Here is a 23,332-nt window from a genome sequence, read left to right on the forward strand (position 1 = left end):
ATAACAGACAGCGAATTTTATCATGAATCTATTGAGTTCTATTCTTTCTATCGTCCTTATTATTGTGGTGGTCACTCAAGCGAAGGGGTGAGAATAGAATTATATTATCATATGTAAGCTCTTCTCACCCTTGAGAAGGGCTTTTTTTATTCGAAAATTATAAGCACAGCCTTTACTAATAACATGGAAAACAAATTAAACAAGTACAGTCAGACAATCACGCAGGACGAATCCTTGCCCGCTGCCCAAGCTATGTTATATGGCGTAGGTCTCAAAGACGAAGACTTTGATAAAGCACAGGTAGGCATCGTGAGTACCGGTTACGAGGGAAATACTTGTAACATGCACCTCAATGGTTTTGCCAAAGATGTAAAATCTTCGGTCAATGCTAATGACCTGGTCGGACTGATATTCCATACTATTGGTGTGAGTGATGGTATGTCCATGGGTACTAAAGGTATGTCATATTCTTTACCCTCCCGCGATATTATTGCCGACTCTATAGAAACTGTGGTACGTGCTCAGTGGTATGATGCTGTTGTACCTATTGTGGGCTGCGATAAGAACATGCCTGGTGCTATGATGGCACTCTCACGCCTTAATCGCCCCGCCATTTTGGTATATGGCGGTACCATTAGCCCTGGCCATTACAAAGGTGAAGACCTTAACATAGTTTCTGCTTTTGAAGCTTATGGTAAAAAAATTACCGAACAGATAACACCTGAAGATTTTAAAGAGATTGTAAAACACTCCTGCCCTACTGCTGGTGCTTGTGGGGGTATGTATACAGCCAATACCATTGCTTCCGCAATTGAGGCTATGGGAATGAGCTTACCTTATAGTTCTTCAAATCCTGCCACCAGTTCAGCAAAAAAAGAAGAACTTAAACTGGTAGGCCCAGCAATTTACAATCTGTTAAAAGAAGATATTAAGCCAAGAGATATTATCACCAGAAAGTCTCTTGAAAACGCAATTACCCTGGTTATGGCTTTAGGTGGGTCAACCAATGCTGTACTTCACCTGATTGCGATCGCTAAAGCTGCTGAAATTCCTCTAACTCTACAGGACATACAGAAGATCAGTGATAAAACGCCATTTATTGCTGACCTGAAACCCAGTGGAAAATATTTGATGGAAGACTTACACAACGTTGGTGGAATTCCTGCAGTACTTAAGTTGTTACTACACGAAGGTTACCTGCACGAAGACTGTCTCACTATTACAGGTAAGTCCATCAAAGAGAACCTGGATAAAACGAAAGGACTGGAAGAAGGGCAAAAAATCATTTACCCCATGTCTTCTCCGCTAAAAGAGAGCGGTCACCTACAGATGTTATATGGAAACCTGGCCACTGAAGGCTCTGTAGCCAAAATTACGGGTAAAGAAGGGCTTCGTTTTGAAGGTACAGCTAAAGTATTTGATGGCGAAGATACTGCTAACCAGGCAATAACCAACCGTGAAATAAAAGAGGGAGATGTAGTGGTCATTCGCTACGAAGGTCCTAAGGGGGGGCCGGGCATGCGCGAAATGCTTAAGCCTACCTCTGCCATTATGGGAGCCGGACTAGGTAAAAGTGTAGCCCTTATTACAGATGGCCGTTTTTCTGGAGGAACTCATGGCTTTGTAGTAGGTCATATTACACCTGAAGCCTATGAAGGTGGAGCTATAGGCTTATTACAAGATGGTGACAAAATCACTATTGATGCAGCCAATAATGAACTCAGCGTTGACCTGAGTGACGAAGAGCTAGAAAACAGACGCAAAGCCTGGATAAAACCAGAACCTAAAGTAAAAAGCGGAACGCTTTATAAGTATATGAAAAATGTGTCGTCTGCATCTGAAGGATGTGTGACTGACCAGTTTTAATCAATTTATTGACGAATTTATAAACCAGTAACTATGTCAATAGCCACCGAAAACGCACAGAAAATCGCTGTTAAGGGAAATACTCCCAAACATGATAAGACGAACAAGATAGTCAGCGGCTCAGAGGCCCTGATACTATCCCTGATTGAAGAAGGCGTGGATACAATATTTGGCTACCCTGGTGGAGCAATTATGCCCATCTATGATGCCCTTTATCATTACCGCCACGTCCTTAACCACACACTTGTGCGTCATGAGCAGGGAGCCACCCATGCTGCGGAAGGCTACGCACAAATGGCTGGTAAGCCCGGTGTATGCTTTGCCACCTCCGGGCCCGGAGCTACGAACCTCATCACTGGTATTGCAGATGCAATGCTGGATTCAGTACCTATCGTTTGTATTACTGGTCAGGTGCCTGAAAAGTTCTTAGGTACAGACGCTTTTCAGGAAACTGACGTAATGAGTCTGGCCATGCCCATTACTAAATGGTGCTATCAGGTAGCTGATGCCGATGAAATTCCATACATCGTCGCGAAAGCGTTTTACATTGCTCGTTCTGGTCGTCCTGGTCCCGTGCTGATAGATATTACTAAATGTGCTCAGTTTAACCAGCTAAAAAAACCATTCAAGTACGAAAAACGCCGCCAGATTAAGGGCTATAAACCAGCATGCAAGCCTAGAGAAAAGGATATAAGCAAGGCTGCCGAGCTTTTGAACAATGCTAAACGTCCATTCCTTTTTGTAGGGCATGGGGTGTTGCTCTCCAAAGCAGAAAAAGACCTGCTTGCATTTATTGAGAAAACGGATATTCCTGTAGCCAGCACATTGCTAGGGCTTTCTGCCTTCCCTACGGATCATCCTAACTATGTGGGTATGCTGGGTATGCATGGTAATTATGCGCCCAACAAACTGACGAACAAAGCTGATGTCATCATATCTGTTGGAATGCGCTTTGACGATAGAGTAACCGGAAACCTGGATACTTACGCCAAGCAGGCCAAAATTATTCATGTAGATATTGATCATGCTGAAATGGGTAAAAATGTTACCCCAACCGTACCTCTGATCGCAGATGCCAAAGAAGCTCTTCAGGCATTACTTCCTGTAGTGAATGAGAACAAGCACGAAAGCTGGCATCTGGAGTTTAAAAAACTACATGACGAAGAATATGAGAAAGTAATTAAAAAAGACTTTCAGGCTGAAGGCGAACATATCAAAATGGCTGAAGTAATTCGTCGCTTAAGTGAGAAAACCGATGGTGAGGCTGTAATTGTAGCTGACGTAGGACAGCACCAGATGTCTGCTGCACGTTATTCTAAATTCAGGAGAACTGACAGTTGGCTCACTTCCGGTGGTCTGGGCACTATGGGCTACGCCCTACCTTCTGCCTTTGGTGCTAAAATGGGTGCTCCTGACCGTGAAGTTGTCGCCGTAATTGGTGATGGATGTTTTCAGATGACAATTCAGGAGTTAGGCACTATCGCCCAGAGTGGGCTGCCGGTCAAAATAATTGTACTCAATAACAACTTTCTGGGTATGGTAAGGCAGTGGCAGCAGCTTTTCTTTGACAACCGATACTCCTTTGTAGAACTGTCAAACCCAGATTTTATCACTATCGCCAAGGGTTTTGGCATTAACGGGCAGCGTTGTACGCATACCGATGACCTGGATGCATCTCTGGATACTCTACTTAACTCCAAAGAAGCTTACTTACTGGAAATTGTAGTAGAGAAAGAAACCAACGTATTTCCGATGGTACCTTCAGGCATGGGCGTAGACGATATTCGTCTGGAGTAAGCTTAAGTCTTGCACATTAATTTTTTAAGATAATTTAAGAGAGTTGCAGGTATTATCTGCTATGCCTGCAACTGTCACTCACGAGCTAGAAATAACCTATTAACGTATGAAAAGGCGTTACACCATCATTGTATTCACCGAAAATAACTTTGGTTTACTAAACCGAATTACTATTATCTTCTCACGCAGAAGAATAAACATAGAAAGCCTTACCGTTTCTGAAACAGAGCGAAAAGGCGTGTCCCGCTTTACCATAGTCATAGATTATGATGAAACAAAAATACAGAAGCTGATCCAGCAGATCAGAAAGATCATTGGTGTACTCGTCGTATTCCATAACGAAGATGATCAGGTATTTTTCGGACAGATTGCCTACTTCAAAGTGATAACCAGCTCTTTTGAGGAGCGCGAGAAAGTAATGGAAATAGCCCACCGGCACCAGGCAAAGATTGCCTTCTCTGCCGGAGACTATGTCGTAATTGAGAAAACCGGCAAAGAAGAAGACATTTCCACCACCTTACACCTACTTGAGCCTCATGGTGTGGTAGAATACTGTAAGTCAGGTAGAATAGCGATTGTAAAGGATCAGCATCGTTTTAGCAAATACGCAAAAAATATGGACCCCGAAGGTTGGTATTCTGATGAAGAATTTCATGAGCTACCCCTAAACGGCAAACACTAAATTTAATCATTCAATACAACCAAAATCAAATTACAAAATGGCAAAAATCAATTTCGGTGGCGTAGAAGAGGAAGTAGTAACCAGAGAAGAATTTCCTCTGGAAAAGGCTAGAGAAGTACTCAAAGACGAAACCATCGCGGTACTTGGATATGGAGTTCAGGGACCTGGCCAGGCACTTAACCTTAAAGATAATGGCTTCAACGTAATCGTTGGGCAAAGAAAAGACTCTAAAACCTGGGACAAAGCAGTTGCAGACGGCTGGGTACCTGGTGAAACTCTTTTTGAACTAGACGAAGCTTGCGAGAAAGGTACTATACTACAGTACTTGCTTTCTGATGCCGGACAGATTGCTCTTTGGCCTAAAGTGAAGTCTTACCTTAAGCCCGGTAAAACCTTATACTTCTCTCACGGATTTGGCGTAACTTATAAAGACCAGACCGGAATTGAGCCCCCTGCCGATGTAGACGTTATTTTGGTAGCGCCTAAAGGTTCTGGTACCAGCTTAAGAAGGCTATTCCTGGCAGGTAAAGGTCTGAACTCAAGCTTTGCAATCCATCAGGATGCTACTGGAAAAGCTCGTGAAAAGGTGATTGCCCTAGGTATTGGCGTAGGCTCAGGTTACCTGTTTGAAACTGACTTTAAAAAAGAAGTATACAGTGACCTTACCGGAGAAAGAGGAAGCTTAATGGGCGCTATTCAGGGTCTGTTTGCTGCCCAGTACGACCTACTAAGAAAAAGAGGACACTCTCCTTCTGAAGCGTTTAACGAAACCGTAGAAGAAGCTACTGAGTCACTTTACCCTCTTATCGCTGAAAACGGTATGGACTGGATGTATGCTAACTGCTCTACCACAGCACAAAGAGGTGCTCTTGACTGGTGGAAAAAATTTAGAGATGCCGTAGCTCCTGTTTTTGAAGACCTATACGATAGTGTAGCAAGCGGAAATGAAGCTAAAATAACAATTGAAGCTAACTCTAAAGCAGATTACCGTCCTAAACTTGAAAAAGAGCTGGATGAGCTAAGAGAATCAGAAATGTGGAAAGCTGGCGCTCAGGTGAGAAAGCTTCGTCCGAAAGAATAACTCTATGAAAGATACTATCACATCCGGTAAAAAAATGATACCGGTAGAGAATATTATCAATGCAGCACAAAGAATAAAAGGGGTAGCTTATCATACCCCTTTTATGCATAATATTAACCTTAGTGATCAGTATGAGGCTAATATTTTTCTTAAAAGAGAAGACCTTCAGGTAGTAAGGTCCTATAAATTGCGTGGGGCATATAATAAAATTAGCAGCCTGCAACCCTCGAAACTTACTAATGGTGTAGTATGTGCAAGTGCAGGTAATCATGCCCAGGGTGTAGCCTATGCCTGTAACAAGCTGGGGATCAAAGGATATATCTACATGCCTAACCCTACACCCAAACAAAAGGTAAAGCAGGTGCAAATGTTTGGCAAAGAGCATGTCCATATTGAGCTGGTTGGCGACACTTTTGACGATGCCTATGCTAAAGCTATGGCCTTTTGCCAGGAGCAGGAAGCTCAGTTTATACCTCCTTTTGATGATGAAAAAATTATTGAAGGTCAGGGTACTGTGGGTTACGAGATTCTTCAGGATACTGACGCTCCCATAGATTACCTTTTTGTACCTATTGGCGGTGGCGGACTCTCTGCCGGTGTAGGTAGTTATTTTAAACAAGTAAGCCCTCATACCAAAATCATTGGGCTTGAGCCTGCTGGGGCACCTGCCATGATCAAATCTCTGGAACAGGGAGAAGTTATTACACTGGATAAGATTGACAAGTTTGTAGATGGGGCAGCCGTTAAACGTGTAGGAGATTTAAACTACAATGTTTGTCAGCATGTATTAGATGATGCGGTTACTATTCCTGAGGGCAAAATTTGTGATACTATCCTCAAACTGTATAACGAAGAGGCTATTGTTGTAGAACCTGCCGGGGCCATGTCTATCGCCGCCCTTGATTTTTTTAAAGACGAAATAAAGGGTAAAAACGTATGCTGTGTAGTTAGTGGGGGTAACAACGATATTACCCGAATGGAGGAAATTAAAGAAAGGGCCCTACTCTACAATGGCCTTAAGCACTACTTTATCATTCGTTTTCCTCAACGTGCCGGGGCCCTCAAAGAATTTGTAGCAGAAGTATTGGGTCCTAATGATGATATCACCCACTTTGAGTATACAAAGAAAAACAACAGAGAAAGAGGTCCTGCCATGGTGGGTATAGAACTACAATCTGCCAACGACTATGAAGGCCTCATTAAAAGGCTGAACGCTCACCATATTGCATATCAGGTACTAAACGATAAATTTGATTTCTTTCACTTCCTGATATAAAAAAAGGCTTGTCAGTAAAATGACAAGCCTTTTTTTGTAATCTCAAACGAGCTTATTCGCCGGCAGAAGCGCTGGCATCACTTTTACTAGCTCTGATTGACTCTACAATCTCAGAGTATCTAGATCTTACTCTGGCATCAGAAGCAATAGCTTTCTTTACAGTGCTATAATCTTTTGCACCTAATACTCTTTTGATCAGGGTTTTATAAGCATCAGTAAACTCAGTTTTTCTGTCGCTTTCCATGCTTTGCACCTTCTCAATGAACTGCTTCTCAGAGTCGTTAGCAGGAGTTTCACCGCCAGCTAGCGCATTATAACGATTTTTAATAGCAGGATCCTGCTTCTCTACATAGTCAGTAATCTGAGCAGAAAGCTCAGTAGCAAAAAGTTGCTTGGTTTCTTCTACAATAGCAAATTTATAAAGCTGCTGATCAGATACCTCGTCCTGAGCCTGTACAGCAGATAGAGAAAAAACAGATACGAATAGTAGAGATAAAAATACTTTCATGATTGAAGTTTTCTGTGTCATTCTTTTAATCTTTTAATTAAAATAACAAATTAATAATAGTAAACAGAGTAATTGAAGTAAGTAAAACTATTAAAGTTTTATGGGTTTAGTAATAAAACGTATTAAGCCTAATTAAATTTCTCAAATATGCTAAAATCAGGTCAAAATATCCATAAAGTTTAGTATTAAATATTGAAAAATTCAAAAATTGCAATTTTTCAAGATATGTAATATGCATAATTCAAAAGAGACAAACACCTAAATTATTGCGCTACATGCATTTCATTTTGTTTAAACGAACTAAAATGACTGCCATTTTGTCACGTATTTTAAAGAATAATCCATACCTTTGCGCCATCAAAAAATAAATACTGCTGCATGCAAGATTTGATTAAAGACTTAGACATACTTAGCGAGGAGAAAAAACAGGAAAATTGCGAAGTTTTTAAGACCTCTCCGGAGCAGAACACCGGAAAGCAACGAAAGCTTTATGTAGAAAGCTATGGCTGTCAGATGAATTTTTCTGATAGTGAGATTGTCACTTCTATTATGCAGAAAGAAGGCTTTGATACTACATCTGACTATGAAAGTGCAGACGTTATTCTGCTCAATACATGCTCTATACGAGACAAAGCCGAACAGACTGTTAGAAAACGTTTGTCTCAATTTAACCAAATTAAAAAAACTAAACCAGAAGTAACGGTAGGTGTGCTGGGCTGTATGGCAGAACGTCTCAAAAGCAAACTTCTGGAAGAGGAAAAAATAGTTGATCTGGTAGCGGGCCCTGACGCTTACCGAGACCTTCCTAATCTGGTTAAACAGGTTGATGAAGGGCAGCGTTCTGTCAACACTTTTCTATCCAGAGAAGAAACTTATGCGGACATAAGTCCAGTTCGCCTTAACTCTAATGGAGTAACTGCTTTTATCTCTATTATGAGAGGGTGCGATAATATGTGCTCATTCTGTGTGGTACCTTTTACCAGAGGTAGAGAGCGTAGCCGCGACCCCTACTCTATTGTAGACGAAGCGCGCCATTTATTTGAGCAGGGATATCGTGAAGTAACACTGCTGGGCCAGAATGTGGATTCTTATAAATGGTCACCTGAAGTAAACAATAAAGCACGCCTGGAAAGAACAACAGTAAGTGAAGTAATCAACTTCGCCAAGCTTTTAGAAATGGTAGCATTGGTAAGCCCTGACCTTAGAGTGAGGTTTTCTACCTCACACCCCAAGGACATTACCGATGAGGTGCTTCATACCATGAAGAAGTACGAAAACATCTGCAAGTACATTCACCTTCCGGCACAAAGTGGTAATACACGTGTACTTGAACTCATGAACCGTACCTATAGTAGAGAATGGTATATCAATCGTGTAGATGCAATCAGAACTATTTTGGGCGAAGACTGTGGTATATCTTCAGATATGATTGCCGGGTTCTGTACAGAAACGGAAGAGGAACATACTGAGACTTTGACCCTTATGGATTATGTCAAATACGACTTCTCCTATATGTTCTATTACTCTGAACGCCCGGGTACCCTGGCAGCTAAAAAATACGAAGATGATATACCTTTAGATATTAAAAAAAGAAGGTTAAAGGAGATCATAGAAAAGCAACAGCAAATCTCATTGGAAAGAAATCAGCGGGATATCGGAAAGGTATTTAAGGTTTTGGTGGAAGGCACCTCCCGAAAATCTGAAGATGACCTGCAAGGAAGAAACTCTGCCAACAAAGTAATAGTATTCCCTAAACAAAATTTTAAAAAAGGCGAATATGTTCATGTATTGGTAAAAGATTGTACAGCAGCCACCCTTATTGGTGAAGCAGTATAATTAGTTGGAGGATATTTTTTTAAACAAGTAAATACTTTATGTTGGATCAAGCTGAACTTCAGAGTATTAAGCAACGCTTCGGTATTATCGGTAATTCTCCACGTCTTAACCATGCAGTAACCATTGCCGCACAGGTAGCTCCTACAGATATGTCGGTACTTATTACAGGCGAAAGTGGAAGCGGTAAAGAGTCTTTTTCTAAAATAATTCATAACCGCAGTGCAAGAAAGCACGGTCAGTTTATCGCTATTAACTGTGGAGCTATACCAGAAGGCACTATTGACTCTGAGTTGTTTGGACACGAGAAAGGCGCGTTTACTGGTGCAATGGATGCCCGAAAAGGTTATTTTGAGGTAACCAATGGAGGAACTATTTTTCTGGATGAAATTGGTGAAATGCCCATTGGTACTCAGGCAAGACTCCTACGTGTACTGGAGAACGGTGAGTTCATAAAGGTTGGTTCTTCCAAAGTACTTAAAACTGATGTAAGAATTGTAGCCGCTACCAATGTAAACCTGCTAGAAGCTGTGGATAAGGGTACTTTTCGCGAAGATTTATATTACCGTCTAAGCTCAGTACCTATACAAATTCCCCCTTTGAGAGAAAGAGGTAGTGATATTGACCTGCTTTTCAGAAAGTTTGCGTCAGACTATTCTGAAAAGTATCGTACCAAGCCCATTAACCTTACCGATGATGCCAAAGAAGTACTGCTACAGTATCGTTTTCCGGGTAACATCAGAGAGTTAAAAAATCTGGTAGAACGTATGTCTACGCTGGAGATTGAAGAGCGAGTAATTGATGCTGACAAACTAAGAAGCTACCTACCTCCTAGCATGAGCAACTTACCCGCGCTTTATGCCAGAAATGAGGAGAATGAGAAGTTTTCTGAGCGTGATATACTCTACAAAGTTCTGTTTGAAATGCGCCACGATATGAACGAACTAAAAAAACTGGTGCATCAGGTACTTCAGAACGAAAATTATGGTTCTAATATATTAGAGCAGCATCAGGAGCTTTTTAATGGTATGGAAGAAGACCTGAAAGAAAAAGAAGATACCATTAAATCTGCCAGCGAGATTGCCAATAATCATTATCTGCTCGCAAATAATATCAACCGTAATAATGATATTGATAACACTTATGAGCTAGCTAATATTGAGGACATTACGCACGAAACAGAAGAAAGCGATGATCTGTCACTGGAAAGAAAAGAAAAGGAAATGATCATCAAAGCTTTGAAAAAGAACGATAGAAAAAGGAAGTATGCTGCAAAAGATTTGGGAATTTCTGAGCGCACTTTATATAGAAAAATCAAGCAGTATGGTATTGAATAAAGCATATTGGAATTATTTGCTTATTTGCGTGCTGGCACTATTCTGCCAGGCCTGTGGGGTATATTCTTTTAGTGGAGCTTCTTTAAGTCCGGAGGTAAAAACCATTAGTATTCAAAACTTTTTTAACGACTCAGGTGGAGGTCCAGCTAACATAAGTCAGGTTTTCACTGAAAACATCAAAGATTATTATCAGCAAAACACTAATTTAACGCTAATAGACGAAAATGGTGATTTGCTACTGGAAGGAAACATTACTCGTTACGACTTTACACCGGTAGCTCCCCGATCGTCAGGTAGTAATGAGGTGGCTGATGTTGCCAGTTTAATGCGTTTAAACATCACTGTCAATGTCACCTACATCAACACAACCGATGATGAGTTTAACTTTGACAACAGAAGCTTTTCATTCTTTTCTGATTTTAATGCAGAGCAGGACCCTTCTTCTGTAGAAGATGAACTCATAGAAGAAATCTTTGATCAAATTATTTTTGACATTTTCAATGCTTCAGTAGCCAACTGGTAATACTGACATTTTAAATAATTCGCTTAACAGATAAGAGTTATGGGTTTTAATCAACAGACATTAATCAATTTAATGTCTTATCCGAATGACATCTCTAGCAGCGAAGTTGCTGAGTTGAGAGAGGCAATTGCAAATTATCCTTATTTTCAGTTAGGACATTCTTTATTAGCAAAAGCGATGCACGATAAGCAGGCCCCTGAAGCTTATGCAACTCTTAGCAAAGCTGCTATTTATGCCCCAAACCGCCGCCTGCTCAGACAACTCTTCTATGAAGACCTGCATATAGACCGAACGAATACTCCTCCTGTCTCTGGTCAGGAAACTGATGAGCTTATCCATCAAGAGACTGAGTACGCTCAGCCTGAAGAGCCTACTACAGACGATACTTCAAATGAAACGGAGCACTATGAGCCACCGGTAGATGAAGAAACTCAACATCAGGAAGAGGATAAAACCACAAAGTCTGATGAGGTATATGATGAACTAGAAGAAAACCTTCGCAAGCTAAGAGAGAATAAAAGTAAGTTTTCTGAAGAAGAAGACGATAAAAAAAAAATAGCTGATCAAGCTGAAGAGCTCCCTACTCCTGCTCAGGAACAAACATCTCAAACAGAGGAAAATGACTCCTCTATAATGTTGCAGGATCTTTTAAAGCACGATACACCTGCTGACTCTTTGGCCAACAATCAGCAAATGCAAAATGACCTGATTGATAAGTTTATCAATACCCAGGACAGTGTAAACTTAAAAATAAAACCTTCTGTTAGTGCAGAAGAGGAAATTGAAGACCTCTCTTCTCAAAGCACTGAAGTAGCTGACAATCTGATTTCAGAGAATTTGGCTAAAATTTATGAGAGACAAGGAAAAAAAGAGAAGGCGATAGAAATCTATCAGAAATTAATTTGGAAATTTCCTCAGAAAAAAGCGTATTTTGCGGACAGAATTGAATCCTTAAAAACTGATTAAATGTTTACTTTCATTATATCGCTGGCAATAGTTGTTGCAGTCTTACTTATTCTAGTTGTTCTTTCTCAAAACTCTAAAGGAGGAGGTCTTACCTCTCAGTTTGGAGGAGCTGGTTCGTCTAATCAGATGATTGGCGTTAAAAGAACTACTGACCTTCTGGAGAAATTGACATGGGGATTGGCTATCGGCCTTATTGTACTTACTCTATCCTCCAGCTTCTTGATTGAAACCCAATCAGCTCAAAATGGAAGTATTGGTAGCCCAAACATTGACAGAGCACAAGACAGAAGTGTTCTTCCTAATATGAATTCTGATATTCCTGCCAGTGATGCTGATACAAGCTCAACTATAGACCTGGAAGACCTTTCTGAAGAAGGTAGTCCTGAATAGGAACAAAAAAATATTATAAATGGAGCCGGTTATGATACCGGCTTTTTTTATGCTGCCTGCTCAATTTGTTGCATCAGCTTACGTTTTGCGATCGGTAATAAAGTAGACTCCATAGGGCAGTGTAAGCGGGCAATAGCCGCAAAAGTTGCGGGGTTTGGCATAGCCTTATGCGCCTTTATAATTTCCACTTTAATTTTTTCCAGCGTATTCACCAGGTTTCTCTCCTGTCTTCCTATAAACTCGGTGTGTATGCCAAAACATTCTTCGTTAGATAATCGAAAAGAAGCGATTTGATAACGATAAATGGCTATCTCTTTATGATGGCTTTCACATACAAATAAATATCCTTCTTTATTAAACAAAGGTGCAATACCAATCGGCTCTATGTCAATATGGCGGGCAACTTCTTCGTAAAGATCCACCCCATAATCAAGGGTATCTTTTATCTTAGGAATAGCAAAGCTGACAATCTCGCCCAACACCTGCATCATTTCATCATCTTTTACTATTCGTTGATAGCTCAGTTTAAGCTTTTCCAGATCAGCTTTTTGTAGTTGCTTGGGAAAATTCTCTGATAACAACTGTTTGTTCTCTTTAATACGTAACAAGTTGTTGTAATGAAATACCAGTTCAGATAGAAAGGGGTACAACCTTTTTTCTTCAAAACACTGCTCGATCTCTTTCATATAAGCAAGCAGCAAGTATTTTTTGTACTCAAAATCAATCAGGCCATGGGTTAGCCAGTCTTCATTTAGCTTCATAGACGGTTATTAAATATTGCAAAAAAAACACTGTATAAAATTTATACATTAGCGGCTATTGATGCAAGTGTGAAAAAATGTCAGTGACATCAGATATTACACTGTCACTAAAAGGACAAAACTGAAAAAATGACGTTATTTAGGCGCCTAAATTGAACTTTTTGACCTTGGCATAGGAAATGCAATAGGCACAATGCAGACATTGATTTAATCTTGAACAGTAAAAACTAATTTTTAAACAACATGTCACAAGTATCATTCAAACCTAACGAGGACAGAGTTCTGGTAGAACCTGCCGCTGCAGAAGAAAAGACAGCTTCTGGAATCATTATCCCTGACACCGCAAAAGAAAAACCTCAGCAAGGTACTGTAGTTGCTGTAGGTCCTGGAAAAAAAGATGAGCCTTTAACTGTACAAGTAGGCGATAAAGTACTTTATGGAAAATATGCCGGTACTGAGATCTCCTTTGATGGTAAAGACTATCTGATCATGCGTGGCTCTGATATTTTTGGCACGCTTTAATTTTTATTTACAATTCTAAAATCTGAGAAAAATGGCTAAAGAAATATTTTTTAACACCAACGCAAGAGACAAAATTAAAAAAGGTGTTGATACCCTTGCTAATGCTGTTAAAGTGACATTAGGCCCCAAAGGTCGTAATGTTGTTATCGACAAAAAATTTGGTGCACCTACAGTAACTAAAGATGGTGTATCTGTAGCAAAAGAAATTGAGCTTAAAGAAGCTATTGAAAACATGGGAGCTCAGCTTGTAAAAGAAGTAGCTTCTAAAACTGCTGATGATGCTGGTGACGGTACTACTACTGCTACTGTACTTGCTCAGGCGTTATTCTCTCACGGTATCAAAAACGTGGCTGCTGGTGCTAACCCTATGGACCTTAAGCGCGGTATTGACAAAGCGGTTGAGACTATCGTAGCTGAACTTAGAAATCAGTCTAAAACTATCAGCAGCACTAACGAAATTGCTCAGGTAGGTTCTATCTCTGCTAACAATGACGAAGAGATCGGTAAGATGATCGCTGACGCCATGGAAAAAGTTGGTAAAGATGGTGTGATCACTGTAGAAGAAGCAAAAGGTACTGAAACTGAAGTAAAACTGGTTGAAGGTATGCAGTTTGACAGAGGTTACCTTTCTCCTTACTTCGTGACTGACACTGAGAGAATGGAAGCCAACCTTGAGAACCCTTACATCCTGATCTACGACAAGAAGATCTCTGCGATGAAAGAACTACTTCCTGTGCTGGAAGGTGTTGCTCAAACTGGACGTCCTCTTTTAATCATTGCTGAAGATGTTGACGGTGAAGCTCTTGCTACGCTTGTAGTTAACAAAATCAGAGGTTCTCTGAAAATCGCCGCTGTTAAAGCTCCAGGCTTTGGTGACAGAAGAAAAGCAATGCTTGAGGATATCGCTATCCTAACTGGTGGTACTGTAATTTCTGAAGAAAGAGGTTACAAATTAGAAAGTGCTACACTTGATTACTTAGGAACTGCTGAAAAAATCAACATTGACAAAGACAATACTACTATTGTTAATGGTGCTGGTGAGCAGGAGCAAATTCAGGCTCGTGTAAACCAAATCAAACAGCAGATTGAAAACACTACTTCTGACTATGATCGTGAGAAGCTGCAAGAGCGTCTTGCTAAGCTTTCTGGTGGTGTAGCTATCCTTTATATTGGTGCAGCTACTGAAGTAGAAATGAAAGAGAAAAAAGACCGTGTAGATGATGCTCTGCACGCTACTCGCGCTGCAGTTCAGGAAGGCGTTGTAGCTGGTGGTGGTGTTGCATTAGTACGTGCTATCTCATCTCTGGATAACGTTACTTCTGATAACGAAGATCAGGCTACTGGTGTAAACATCGTACGTCTTGCTCTAGAAGCTCCTCTACGTGTTATCGTTGAGAACGCTGGTCAGGAAGGTTCTGTTGTAATTCAGAAAGTTCGTGAAGGAAAAGACGACTTTGGTTACAATGCACGTACCGACAAATACGAAAACTTATTCAGCGTGGGTGTAATTGACCCTACTAAAGTAACTCGTCTGGCGCTTGAGAACGCTGCTTCAATCGCATCTCTGCTATTAACAACAGAGTGTGTAATTGCTGACGAGCCTGAAGAAGATAAAGGTGCTGGAATGCCTACCGGTGCTCCCGGAATGGGCGGCATGGGCGGAATGATGTAATTCCAACCACATTATAAATAGAAGAGGTAGCCAATGGCTACCTCTTTTTTTTGTATAGGGTAAAAAAAGACATCCCTGAGGATGCCTTTCTTAAAATGGTAATCAAACTAATCTATTTGACCTCTATATTTTCAGAGCCAACCTTTGACTTCAAAAACTCGCGGTTCATACGAGCGATGTTCGCCATATCAATTTCTTTAGGACACTCTGCTGAGCAGGCACCTGTGTTGCTACAAGCACCAAAGCCTTCAGCATCCATCTGAGAAATCATTCTTTCAGCACGCTGCTGTCTCTCTACTTGACCTTGAGGTAGTAATGCCAGCTGAGAAATTTTAGCACTTACGAAAAGCATTGCTGAAGCGTTTTTACAAGCTGCTACGCATGCTCCACAACCAATACAGGTGGCAGCATTAAAAGCCTCATCAGCTACCTCTTTAGAAATAGGAATCTCGTTTGCGTCAGGTACACCACCAGTATTTACAGACACATACCCTCCAGCCTGGATAATTCTGTCAAAAGAAGAGCGGTCAACCATTAAATCTTTTATAACCGGGAAGGCACGGGCCCTCCAGGGTTCTACTACAATGGTTTCTCCATCTTTGAAGTTACGCATGTGCAACTGGCAGGCTGTGGTACCTTTTTGAGGACCATGAGGCCTACCATTAATGTACATAGCACAGCTACCGCAAATTCCCTCTCTACAGTCATGATCAAAGTGTACGGGCTCTTTACTTTCTCTTTCCAGCTTTTCGTTTAGTACATCTATAAGTTCCAGGAAAGACATATGAGTGTTAATGTCTTTCATCTCATAGGTTTCAAATTTACCTTTATCGTTGGCGTTTTTCTGACGCCATATTTTTAGAGTAACATTCATATTGTCTTTCTTATTTATAACTGCGTTGAGTCAGTTTTACATTTTCAAAAACTAGAGGTTCTTTGTGAAGGGCTTCAGCAATATCATCCCCTTTGTATTCCCATGCTGCTACGTAAGAGAAGTTTTCATCATCACGCTTGGCTTCACCTTCTGGAGTCTGATACTCTTCACGGAAGTGACCTCCTGCAGATTCGTTTCTGTTGAGGGCGTCATCTATCATTAAAGCACCCAGTTCTAAGAAGTCAGCCAGACGGCTTGCTTTTTCCAGCGTCTGGTTAAGTTCCTCATCTGTACCTAACACTTTCACATCATTCCAGAACTCTTCTTTAATTTTTTTCACCTCAAGCTGCGCTTCTTTAAGACCTTCAGCAGTACGAGACATACCACACTTGTCCCACATAACTTTACCTAATTTTTTATGCAGCTGATCTACAGTTTGCGTACCGTTGATGCTTATCAGCTTCTTCATACGATCTTTCACTTTCTGCTCAGCTTCTTTAAAGGCTTCGTGGGTAGTAGGTATCTTATCATAAGATTTACCTGCCAGGTAATCACCAATAGTATAAGGGATAACAAAGTAACCATCAGCCAAGCCTTGCATAAGTGCACTTGCACCAAGGCGGTTAGCTCCATGGTCAGAGAAATTACACTCGCCCAGGGCATACAGACCGGGCACACTAGTCATTAAGTTATAATCTACCCATAATCCACCCATAGTATAGTGTACGGCTGGGTAAATCATCATAGGTTTTTCGTAAGGATTGTCTCCGGTAATCTTCTCATACATTTCAAAAAGGTTACCATATTTAGCCGAGATCAGATCTTTTCCATCTCGCTTAATAGCATCAGCAAAGTCAAGATAAACCGCTAATCCAGTCTCTCCTACTCCACGCCCTTCGTCACACACAGCTTTGGCGTTACGTGATGCCACATCACGAGGCACCAGGTTACCAAAAGAAGGATACTTTCTTTCCAGATAATAATCTCTTTCGTTTTCAGGAATATCACCAGGAGCGCGCTTGTCTCCTTTTTCTTTAGGTACCCATACACGACCGTCGTTACGTAATGACTCAGACATCAGGGTTAGCTTAGACTGATAGTCTCCCGATACAGGAATGCAGGTAGGGTGAATTTGAGTATAACATGGGTTAGCAAACAGTGCACCTTTTTTGTGTGCTCTCCAAGCTGCGGTAGCATTACTACCCATAGCATTGGTAGAAAGAAAGAAGACATTGCCGTATCCACCTGTAGCTAAAACAACTGCATGCGCGCTATGCGACTCAATTTCTCCAGTTAATAGGTTACGCACTACAATACCACGAGCCTCGCCATCAACCATAACCAGGTCAAGCATTTCTGTACGCGGGTACATTTTAACTTTACCATTGGCCACCTGGCGGCTCAATGCACCATATGCACCCAACAGTAGTTGTTGTCCTGTCTGGCCCCGAGCGTAAAATGTACGAGATACCTGAGCTCCGCCAAAAGAGCGATTAGACAAAAGACCACCGTACTCTCTGGCAAATGGAACGCCCTGAGCAACACATTGATCAATAATATTTACACTTACTTCGGAAAGACGATATACGTTTGCTTCACGAGAACGATAGTCACCACCTTTAACAGTATCATAAAAAAGGCGAAAAACGCTGTCACCATCGTTTTGATAATTTTTTGCAGCATTTATACCACCCTGCGCAGCAATACTGTGCGCACGACGAGGACTATCCTGAAAGCAAAAAGATTTAACATTATAACCCAACTCAGCCAAAGAAGCCGCAGCAGATGCACCAGCAAGACCAGTACCTACTACAATGATATCATATTTACGCTTGTTAGCGGGGTTTACTAATTTGAGGTTAAATTTATGTTTAGTCCACTTTTCAGCTATAGGACCTTCGGGCACTTTAGAATCAAAATTCATATGGCTTGTGATTAAATATGATCATAAACTTTGTATATAGAAATACACCGGCATAGATGCGAAAAGTACAGGTACCACAATCGCAAATATTAATGCCACGGTTTTTATAAAAGGCGTGTATTTTTTGTGACTCATACCTAAAGTCTGAAAAGCACTCCAGAAACCATGTACGAGGTGAAACGCTAGTCCTACCATGGCAAGTACATAAAGTAAAGAGTACCACCACTCGCCAAAAGCAGCCTTAACTACTGTATAGAGATCGCTTACTTCTACACCTGAGTAAGTCTTTATAGGCACATCTCCAAAATGCATTTCGTACCAGAAAGAACGCATGTGAATTACCAAAAAGATAAGTACGATAGTACCTAAGACACCCATATTACGAGAGCGCCAGTTACTATTCTGATTGGGGTTTGCAAGCTTATAGCCTATCGGGCGTGCCTGCTTGTTTTTCACTGAGAGGATAAGTGCGTAAATAACATGAAGGATAATACCGGAATAAAGAATGTAGGAAGCAATTTTGATAAGGGGTGACGTTGTCATAAACTCTGCGTACAGATTGAAAGCTTCTCCCCCATCATTCTTAAACAACAACATGTTTCCCGAAACATGAACGATCAAAAAAGTGATCAAAAAAAGGCCTGTAAGAGACATAATCACTTTTTTGCCGATAGTGCTGGACAATGCATTTGTAAACCAACTCATATTAAAGTGTTCCTAGTGTTTTTTTTAAATTGTGATAAACGATTTGCACCAAAAATATAGCAGGAATACTTAGCATCCAAAGAGGTGAAGTCTATTTTGACCGCTTCTAAATAAGGCATATTCGTATGTTTTCTGACACTATTTCAACCATTTAAAGACGAACTAAGTTTAATCAAAACAGTTTTTTGTTTAAAATTTTACCTACAAAATTTAAACATATTTTTTTAAGCAGAATACTGGTTTTGTTCTATTTTTTTTGGTGATTTAGTATGTAATTTTTCAGTTCGCTCATCGTTATTGTTATGATACAGTACATGAACTAAAAAATTATAATATTTATTTGTATATTTACATTATTCCATCATGGCAAGCTGTTCTGACCGGAGAACATTCAGCTTATATGGTACAAAACTTTTAAGTTTTACTGCTTTGAAACACTTCTTACCAAAAATACTTGCAGCTACTTTATTAATTGTAGCCGCAATACCCGCTAAGGCTACACACATAAGAGCAGGCGAAATTATCGCTGAGTTGATCAATTGTCAGTCGTACACTTATCGTTTTAGAATTATTGGTTATGAGGATACTGGCTCTGATGTAGAATTTGGTAATGGTGAGATCTATTTCGGACATGGCGACCCCGTTGACTTAAGTACAGAGAACGACTTTTTTACGCGTGAAGAAATTGATAACGAAAAGCTTATACGAGTCAGTGAATTCGTGATTACCCATACCTTTCCGGGCCCTGGCGAATACACTATATCTTTTCGCGAATTCAACCGAAACGATGAAATTCTGAACATTTCCAATTCAGTACAAACACCATTTTATATAGAAACCACACTCGTCATTGACAATTTTATAGCATGTAATAGTTCACCTATATTATTAAACCCTCCGGTAGATGGAGCAGTCATTGGCAAACAATTCTTACATAACCCTGGCGCTTATGATCCCGATGGTGATAGCCTTTCGTACAAATTTGTGCTACCCAAACAAGATGTTGATGAGCCTGTAGATGGTTATACTTTCCCTGATGAATACGATCAGACTGCTGGCTTTAATGACAACCCAATCAAACAGGATGGTAGCAGTCCTACAGAAATTACACTTGATCCAGTTACCGGAGAATTGGTATGGGATTCTCCCGCTAACGCAGGAGAATATAATGTTGCTTTTATTGTTGAAGAATGGAGGTTAATTGACGGTGAGTGGGTACGGCTGGGTTATGTAACACGAGATATGCAGATTCTTGTGGAAGATGCTGACAACGATCCGCCTGAGCTTACCATTCCGCTGGATACCTGTATAGAAGCTGGCTCAGAATTACTGGCCGAAATTATAGGAACCGACCCTGACAATGATCAGGTTGTACTTACCGCTTTTGGGGGAGTATTTGAACAGGAAAGTTCTCCTGCACAATTTTCGCCTGATCCTCCAGTACCTCAAAACTCTCCGGCCACCGGTACATTCCGCTGGCAGACAAATTGTAATCACGTAAGAGATAAACCTTATCAGATTAATTTCCGTGCGGCAGATTATGAACCCGCTACCGGACCCTCACTGGCAGATTTTAAAATCTGGAACGTGACCGTAGTCGCCCCTGCACCCACAGGACTACTCGCTGAAGCAGCACCGGGCAGAAATGTAAACCTGCAATGGGATAATTACTCCTGCACCGATCAGGCTGAAATTATTCAGATCTGGAGGAAAACAGATAGCACTACCTTTGAACCAGAAAACTGCCAGGTAGGTATACCAGAAGGCTTAGGCTATGAACTCGTCGCAGAAGTGGATGCCAATGTAGTTTCATTCAAAGATGAAGATTTAAACCCAGGAGTTAACTATTGCTATCGCCTAGTAGCAGTTTACCCTCAGCCAGGAGGAGGCAAAAGCTACGCATCTACGGAAGCATGTGTAGAAATGCTGGCTGATGCCCCAGTCATTACGCATGTTACGGTAGACGAAACGGGAAACGACAATGGTGAGATTACCGTGAGCTGGCGTTCACCTTTTGAGATTGACGAAGCACTGTTTCCTCCACCATTTACGTATGAAGTCGTTCGTGTAAACCCACAGAACCCTGATGGAGCAGGTGAAGTAATCTCGCCTCGCAGTACAGATACTACTTTTGTAGATACCGGCTTAAACACTCTGGATGACGTATATGGCTATAAAATTTACCTCTATGATGCCAGCGAAAACCTGATTGACTCTTCTGCAGTAGCGTTTTCTGTACGCTTAGAGCCTACGCCACTGGTGGGTAGCGTAGAACTTAAATGGTCTGCTGATGTTCCCTGGTCATTGAATTCGCCCGAATATGCTTACCATTATATTTACAGAAATAAAGTAGATGCTAATGATGAAGAAAGATTTGTACTGATAGATAGTGTTAATGTAACTTCTGGTAACTATCACTATATGGATGATGGCAGCTTTAATGGGTTGCCTTTATCCGACGAAGAAGAATATTGTTACTATGTAGTTACGCAGGGTAGTTACGGAAACGATAAAATAAATCCTCCACCCTTAATTAACTTATCTCAGGTAGCTTGTGCCCAGCCTAATGATACCATTCCTCCATGTACACCAGTTGCTTTAAGTATTCCTGATGGTTCCCTTGAAAGTTGCGAAGCTTTTGCAGCAGGACAACTAGACTGTGGTTTCCAAGATTACCAGAATGTATTGGTTTGGGATGAAAACAACGATGCATCCTGTGATGATGATGTGCGCTCTTATAACATATATTTCTCCGCCAGCGGTGAAGATGGCACATTTGAAATAATAGGTTCGTCTAATGAAGGGCGCTTTGTACACGGCCCAATTTCTTCTCTGGCTGGCTGCTATCGTATTTCAGCAGTAGACCGTTCGGGCAATGAAAGTGAGCTCAGCGAACCAATTTGTACCGACAATTGCCCATATTATGAACTCCCTAACGTATTTACTCCTAATGGCGATGGAGAAAACGATACTTTCCGCCCTATGGATGGGTCTAATGGTGACTTCAGCAGATGCCCAAGGTTTGTAGAAAGTGTGTCGCTCAGAGTAATTAACCGCTGGGGTAAAGAGGTCTATACTTTTCAGTCTGGAAATGAAAATAGTATTTATATTGATTGGGATGGACGTTCAGAAAACGGCAGCCTCCTTCCGGCTGGCGTATACTATTATGTAGCAGAAGTGAAGTTTATTACCTTAGATCCCGCCAAACGAGAACAAACAATAAAGGGCAGAGTTAGTATTGTCTATGAACGAGATCAACTCTAAAAGCGATTCAGAGCATTACGATATTATTCTATTTGACGGCGTGTGTAACCTTTGTAACCACGCCGTTCATTTTATTATAGACCGTGATCCCAAAGGTCGTTATAGATTTGCTTCTCTACAGTCTGAGGTGGGACATGACCGATTACAAAAGCATGGGCTCCCAAGCAATCAAATGGACAGCCTGGTACTCATCCGAAATGGGCAAACGTATCTAAAAAGCACAGGGGCATTGTATATTGCCAGACACCTTTCTGGGCTCTGGCCATTAAGTTTTGCTTTTATTATCATACCCTCTCCTTTACGCAACTTTTTATACGATTTGCTTGCCAGATACAGATATAAGATATTTGGGAGATCGGATAGCTGTCGTTATCCTACTAACGAACTTAAATTAAGATTTTTAGACTATTAACCGTTACTTATGAAGGCATACGTTTTTCCCGGACAGGGGGCTCAATTCACAGGTATGGGCAAAGACCTCTACGAAAACAATGTAAAAGCAAAAGAATATTTTACCAGAGCTAATGATGTTCTGGGCTTTAAAATCACAGATGTGATGTTTGAAGGAAGCGAAGATGAGCTAAAACAAACTAAAATTACGCAGCCTGCTGTATTTTTACATTCAGTAATTACCGCGCTTACTTCTGAAAACTTTAATCCAGATGCTGTAGCAGGCCACTCACTGGGAGAATTTTCAGCTCTGGTAGCTAATGGTACACTTTCCTTTGAAGATGGACTGCAACTTGTATTAAAAAGAGCTTTGGCTATGCAAAAGGCCTGTGAGATTAACCCTTCTTCTATGGCTGCAGTTTTGGGTTTGGAAGACGCAATTGTAGAAGATGTGTGCCGCAGTATAGAGAACGAAGTAGTAATACCTGCTAACTACAATTCTCCAGGTCAGATTGTAATTTCTGGAACACATAAGGGCTTGGAGATAGCTTCTGAAAAACTAAAGGAAAAAGGCGCTAAGCGTGTAGTACCTCTAGCAGTGGGCGGAGCTTTTCATTCACCGCTTATGCAACCTGCGCATGATGAGCTTGAGGAGGCTATCAACGCTACAGATTTTAAAAAACCGACTTGCCCGGTATACCAGAATGTAGATGCTATGCCGTATCAGGATGTAGAAGAGATAAAAAGAAATATAGTAGCACAGCTTACCGCTCCCGTAAGATGGGCACAATCAGTTGCGAATATGATAAATGAAGGAACTGACCACTTTGTAGAGTGTGGCCCAGGGAAGGTATTGCAGGGACTGATCAAAAAAATAGACCGCTCAGTAAGCACTGAAGGTCTGTAAACTACTAAAGCTTACGGGAGGCTGCTCCTGTAAGCTTCATATCTTATATTATAA

At 41.0% G+C, this 23,332-nt stretch carries 20 protein-coding genes; 15 read left to right on the forward strand and 5 right to left on the reverse strand.

Annotation, left to right across the window (positions count from 1 at the left end; translation table 11 throughout):
* Positions 1-183 precede the first annotated feature (183 nt).
* The 5 genes from ilvD to ilvA all read left to right on the forward strand — a co-directional run bounded on the left by ilvD (position 184) and on the right by ilvA (position 6,702).
* Complete coding sequence (gene ilvD, locus PZB74_RS19425) at positions 184-1,866, forward strand: dihydroxy-acid dehydratase (protein WP_302238825.1); 1,683 nt, start codon at positions 184-186, stop codon at positions 1,864-1,866.
* A 33-nt stretch (positions 1,867-1,899) separates the two neighbouring features.
* The gene (gene ilvB, locus PZB74_RS19430) at positions 1,900-3,663 is read left to right on the forward strand and encodes a biosynthetic-type acetolactate synthase large subunit (protein WP_302238826.1); all 1,764 of its coding nucleotides are present in this window, start codon (positions 1,900-1,902) and stop codon (positions 3,661-3,663) included.
* Between the two features lie 106 nt (positions 3,664-3,769).
* Positions 3,770-4,345, forward strand: a complete 576-nt coding sequence (gene ilvN, locus PZB74_RS19435) for an acetolactate synthase small subunit (protein ID WP_302238827.1) — start codon at positions 3,770-3,772, stop codon at positions 4,343-4,345.
* 37 nt (positions 4,346-4,382) lie between these two features.
* Positions 4,383-5,426 carry a ketol-acid reductoisomerase gene (gene ilvC, locus PZB74_RS19440; RefSeq protein WP_302238828.1) on the forward strand — a complete coding sequence of 348 codons (1,044 nt, stop codon included), beginning with the start codon at positions 4,383-4,385 and terminating at the stop codon, positions 5,424-5,426.
* Between the two features lie 4 nt (positions 5,427-5,430).
* Positions 5,431-6,702, forward strand: coding sequence for a threonine ammonia-lyase (ilvA, locus tag PZB74_RS19445; RefSeq protein WP_302238829.1), 1,272 nt, complete (start codon positions 5,431-5,433; stop codon positions 6,700-6,702).
* Between the two features lie 52 nt (positions 6,703-6,754).
* Here the strand turns inward: ilvA and PZB74_RS19450 are convergent, their stop codons facing one another.
* Positions 6,755-7,210, reverse strand: coding sequence for a hypothetical protein (locus PZB74_RS19450; RefSeq protein ID WP_302238830.1), 456 nt, complete (start codon positions 7,208-7,210; stop codon positions 6,755-6,757).
* A 378-nt stretch (positions 7,211-7,588) separates the two neighbouring features.
* Here PZB74_RS19450 and miaB point away from each other — a divergent pair, with 378 nt between their 5' ends.
* Genes miaB through secG form a run of 5 tightly spaced genes read left to right on the forward strand, consistent with a single transcriptional unit; the run spans position 7,589 to position 12,259 of the window.
* Positions 7,589-9,046, forward strand: a complete 1,458-nt coding sequence (miaB, locus tag PZB74_RS19455; protein WP_302238831.1) for a tRNA (N6-isopentenyl adenosine(37)-C2)-methylthiotransferase MiaB — start codon at positions 7,589-7,591, stop codon at positions 9,044-9,046.
* Between the two features lie 38 nt (positions 9,047-9,084).
* The gene (locus PZB74_RS19460; protein ID WP_302238832.1) at positions 9,085-10,380 is read left to right on the forward strand and encodes a sigma-54 interaction domain-containing protein; all 1,296 of its coding nucleotides are present in this window, start codon (positions 9,085-9,087) and stop codon (positions 10,378-10,380) included.
* Positions 10,367-10,903 carry an LptE family protein gene (locus tag PZB74_RS19465; protein WP_302238833.1) on the forward strand — a complete coding sequence of 179 codons (537 nt, stop codon included), beginning with the start codon at positions 10,367-10,369 and terminating at the stop codon, positions 10,901-10,903. Before PZB74_RS19460 ends, PZB74_RS19465 begins: the two co-directional genes overlap by 14 nt.
* A gap of 39 nt (positions 10,904-10,942) precedes the next feature.
* Complete coding sequence (locus PZB74_RS19470) at positions 10,943-11,869, forward strand: tetratricopeptide repeat protein (RefSeq protein WP_302238834.1); 927 nt, start codon at positions 10,943-10,945, stop codon at positions 11,867-11,869.
* Entirely contained in the window at positions 11,870-12,259 is a 390-nt protein-coding gene (gene secG, locus PZB74_RS19475; RefSeq protein WP_302238835.1) for a preprotein translocase subunit SecG, read from the forward strand.
* Between the two features lie 47 nt (positions 12,260-12,306).
* Here secG and PZB74_RS19480 read toward each other — a convergent pair whose 3' ends face one another.
* On the reverse strand, positions 12,307-13,020 hold the full coding sequence (locus PZB74_RS19480; protein ID WP_302238836.1) for a hypothetical protein: 714 nt from the start codon (positions 13,018-13,020) through the stop codon (positions 12,307-12,309).
* Positions 13,021-13,263: 243 nt separating this feature from the next.
* Here PZB74_RS19480 and PZB74_RS19485 point away from each other — a divergent pair, with 243 nt between their 5' ends.
* Positions 13,264-13,542, forward strand: a complete 279-nt coding sequence (locus PZB74_RS19485; RefSeq protein ID WP_302238837.1) for a co-chaperone GroES — start codon at positions 13,264-13,266, stop codon at positions 13,540-13,542.
* Positions 13,543-13,573: 31 nt separating this feature from the next.
* Positions 13,574-15,214 carry a chaperonin GroEL gene (gene groL / locus PZB74_RS19490; protein WP_302238838.1) on the forward strand — a complete coding sequence of 547 codons (1,641 nt, stop codon included), beginning with the start codon at positions 13,574-13,576 and terminating at the stop codon, positions 15,212-15,214.
* Positions 15,215-15,326: 112 nt separating this feature from the next.
* On the opposite strand, the gene PZB74_RS19495 is transcribed toward groL, so the two are convergent.
* From PZB74_RS19495 to PZB74_RS19505, 3 genes are read right to left on the reverse strand one after another with little or no spacing between them, the layout of a single operon-like run.
* Positions 15,327-16,088 carry a succinate dehydrogenase/fumarate reductase iron-sulfur subunit gene (locus PZB74_RS19495; protein WP_302238839.1) on the reverse strand — a complete coding sequence of 254 codons (762 nt, stop codon included), beginning with the start codon at positions 16,086-16,088 and terminating at the stop codon, positions 15,327-15,329.
* 10 nt (positions 16,089-16,098) lie between these two features.
* Entirely contained in the window at positions 16,099-18,012 is a 1,914-nt protein-coding gene (locus tag PZB74_RS19500; RefSeq protein ID WP_302238840.1) for a fumarate reductase/succinate dehydrogenase flavoprotein subunit, read from the reverse strand.
* A gap of 21 nt (positions 18,013-18,033) precedes the next feature.
* Positions 18,034-18,717: a succinate dehydrogenase cytochrome b subunit gene (locus PZB74_RS19505; RefSeq protein WP_302238841.1), complete on the reverse strand. Its 684-nt coding sequence runs from the start codon at positions 18,715-18,717 to the stop codon at positions 18,034-18,036.
* Positions 18,718-19,146: 429 nt separating this feature from the next.
* Here PZB74_RS19505 and PZB74_RS19510 point away from each other — a divergent pair, with 429 nt between their 5' ends.
* The 3 genes from PZB74_RS19510 to fabD are packed head-to-tail and all read left to right on the forward strand — an operon-like array spanning position 19,147 to position 23,278.
* Positions 19,147-21,981, forward strand: a complete 2,835-nt coding sequence (locus PZB74_RS19510; protein WP_302238842.1) for a T9SS type B sorting domain-containing protein — start codon at positions 19,147-19,149, stop codon at positions 21,979-21,981.
* Entirely contained in the window at positions 21,962-22,393 is a 432-nt protein-coding gene (locus PZB74_RS19515; protein WP_302238843.1) for a thiol-disulfide oxidoreductase DCC family protein, read from the forward strand. Before PZB74_RS19510 ends, PZB74_RS19515 begins: the two co-directional genes overlap by 20 nt.
* Before the next feature lie 9 nt (positions 22,394-22,402).
* Positions 22,403-23,278 carry an ACP S-malonyltransferase gene (gene fabD / locus PZB74_RS19520; RefSeq protein WP_302238844.1) on the forward strand — a complete coding sequence of 292 codons (876 nt, stop codon included), beginning with the start codon at positions 22,403-22,405 and terminating at the stop codon, positions 23,276-23,278.
* Positions 23,279-23,332 lie beyond the last annotated feature (54 nt).

Origin of the sequence: Porifericola rhodea (assembly GCF_030506305.1) — a bacterium.
Lineage (GTDB): Bacteria > Bacteroidota > Bacteroidia > Cytophagales > Cyclobacteriaceae > Catalinimonas > Catalinimonas rhodea.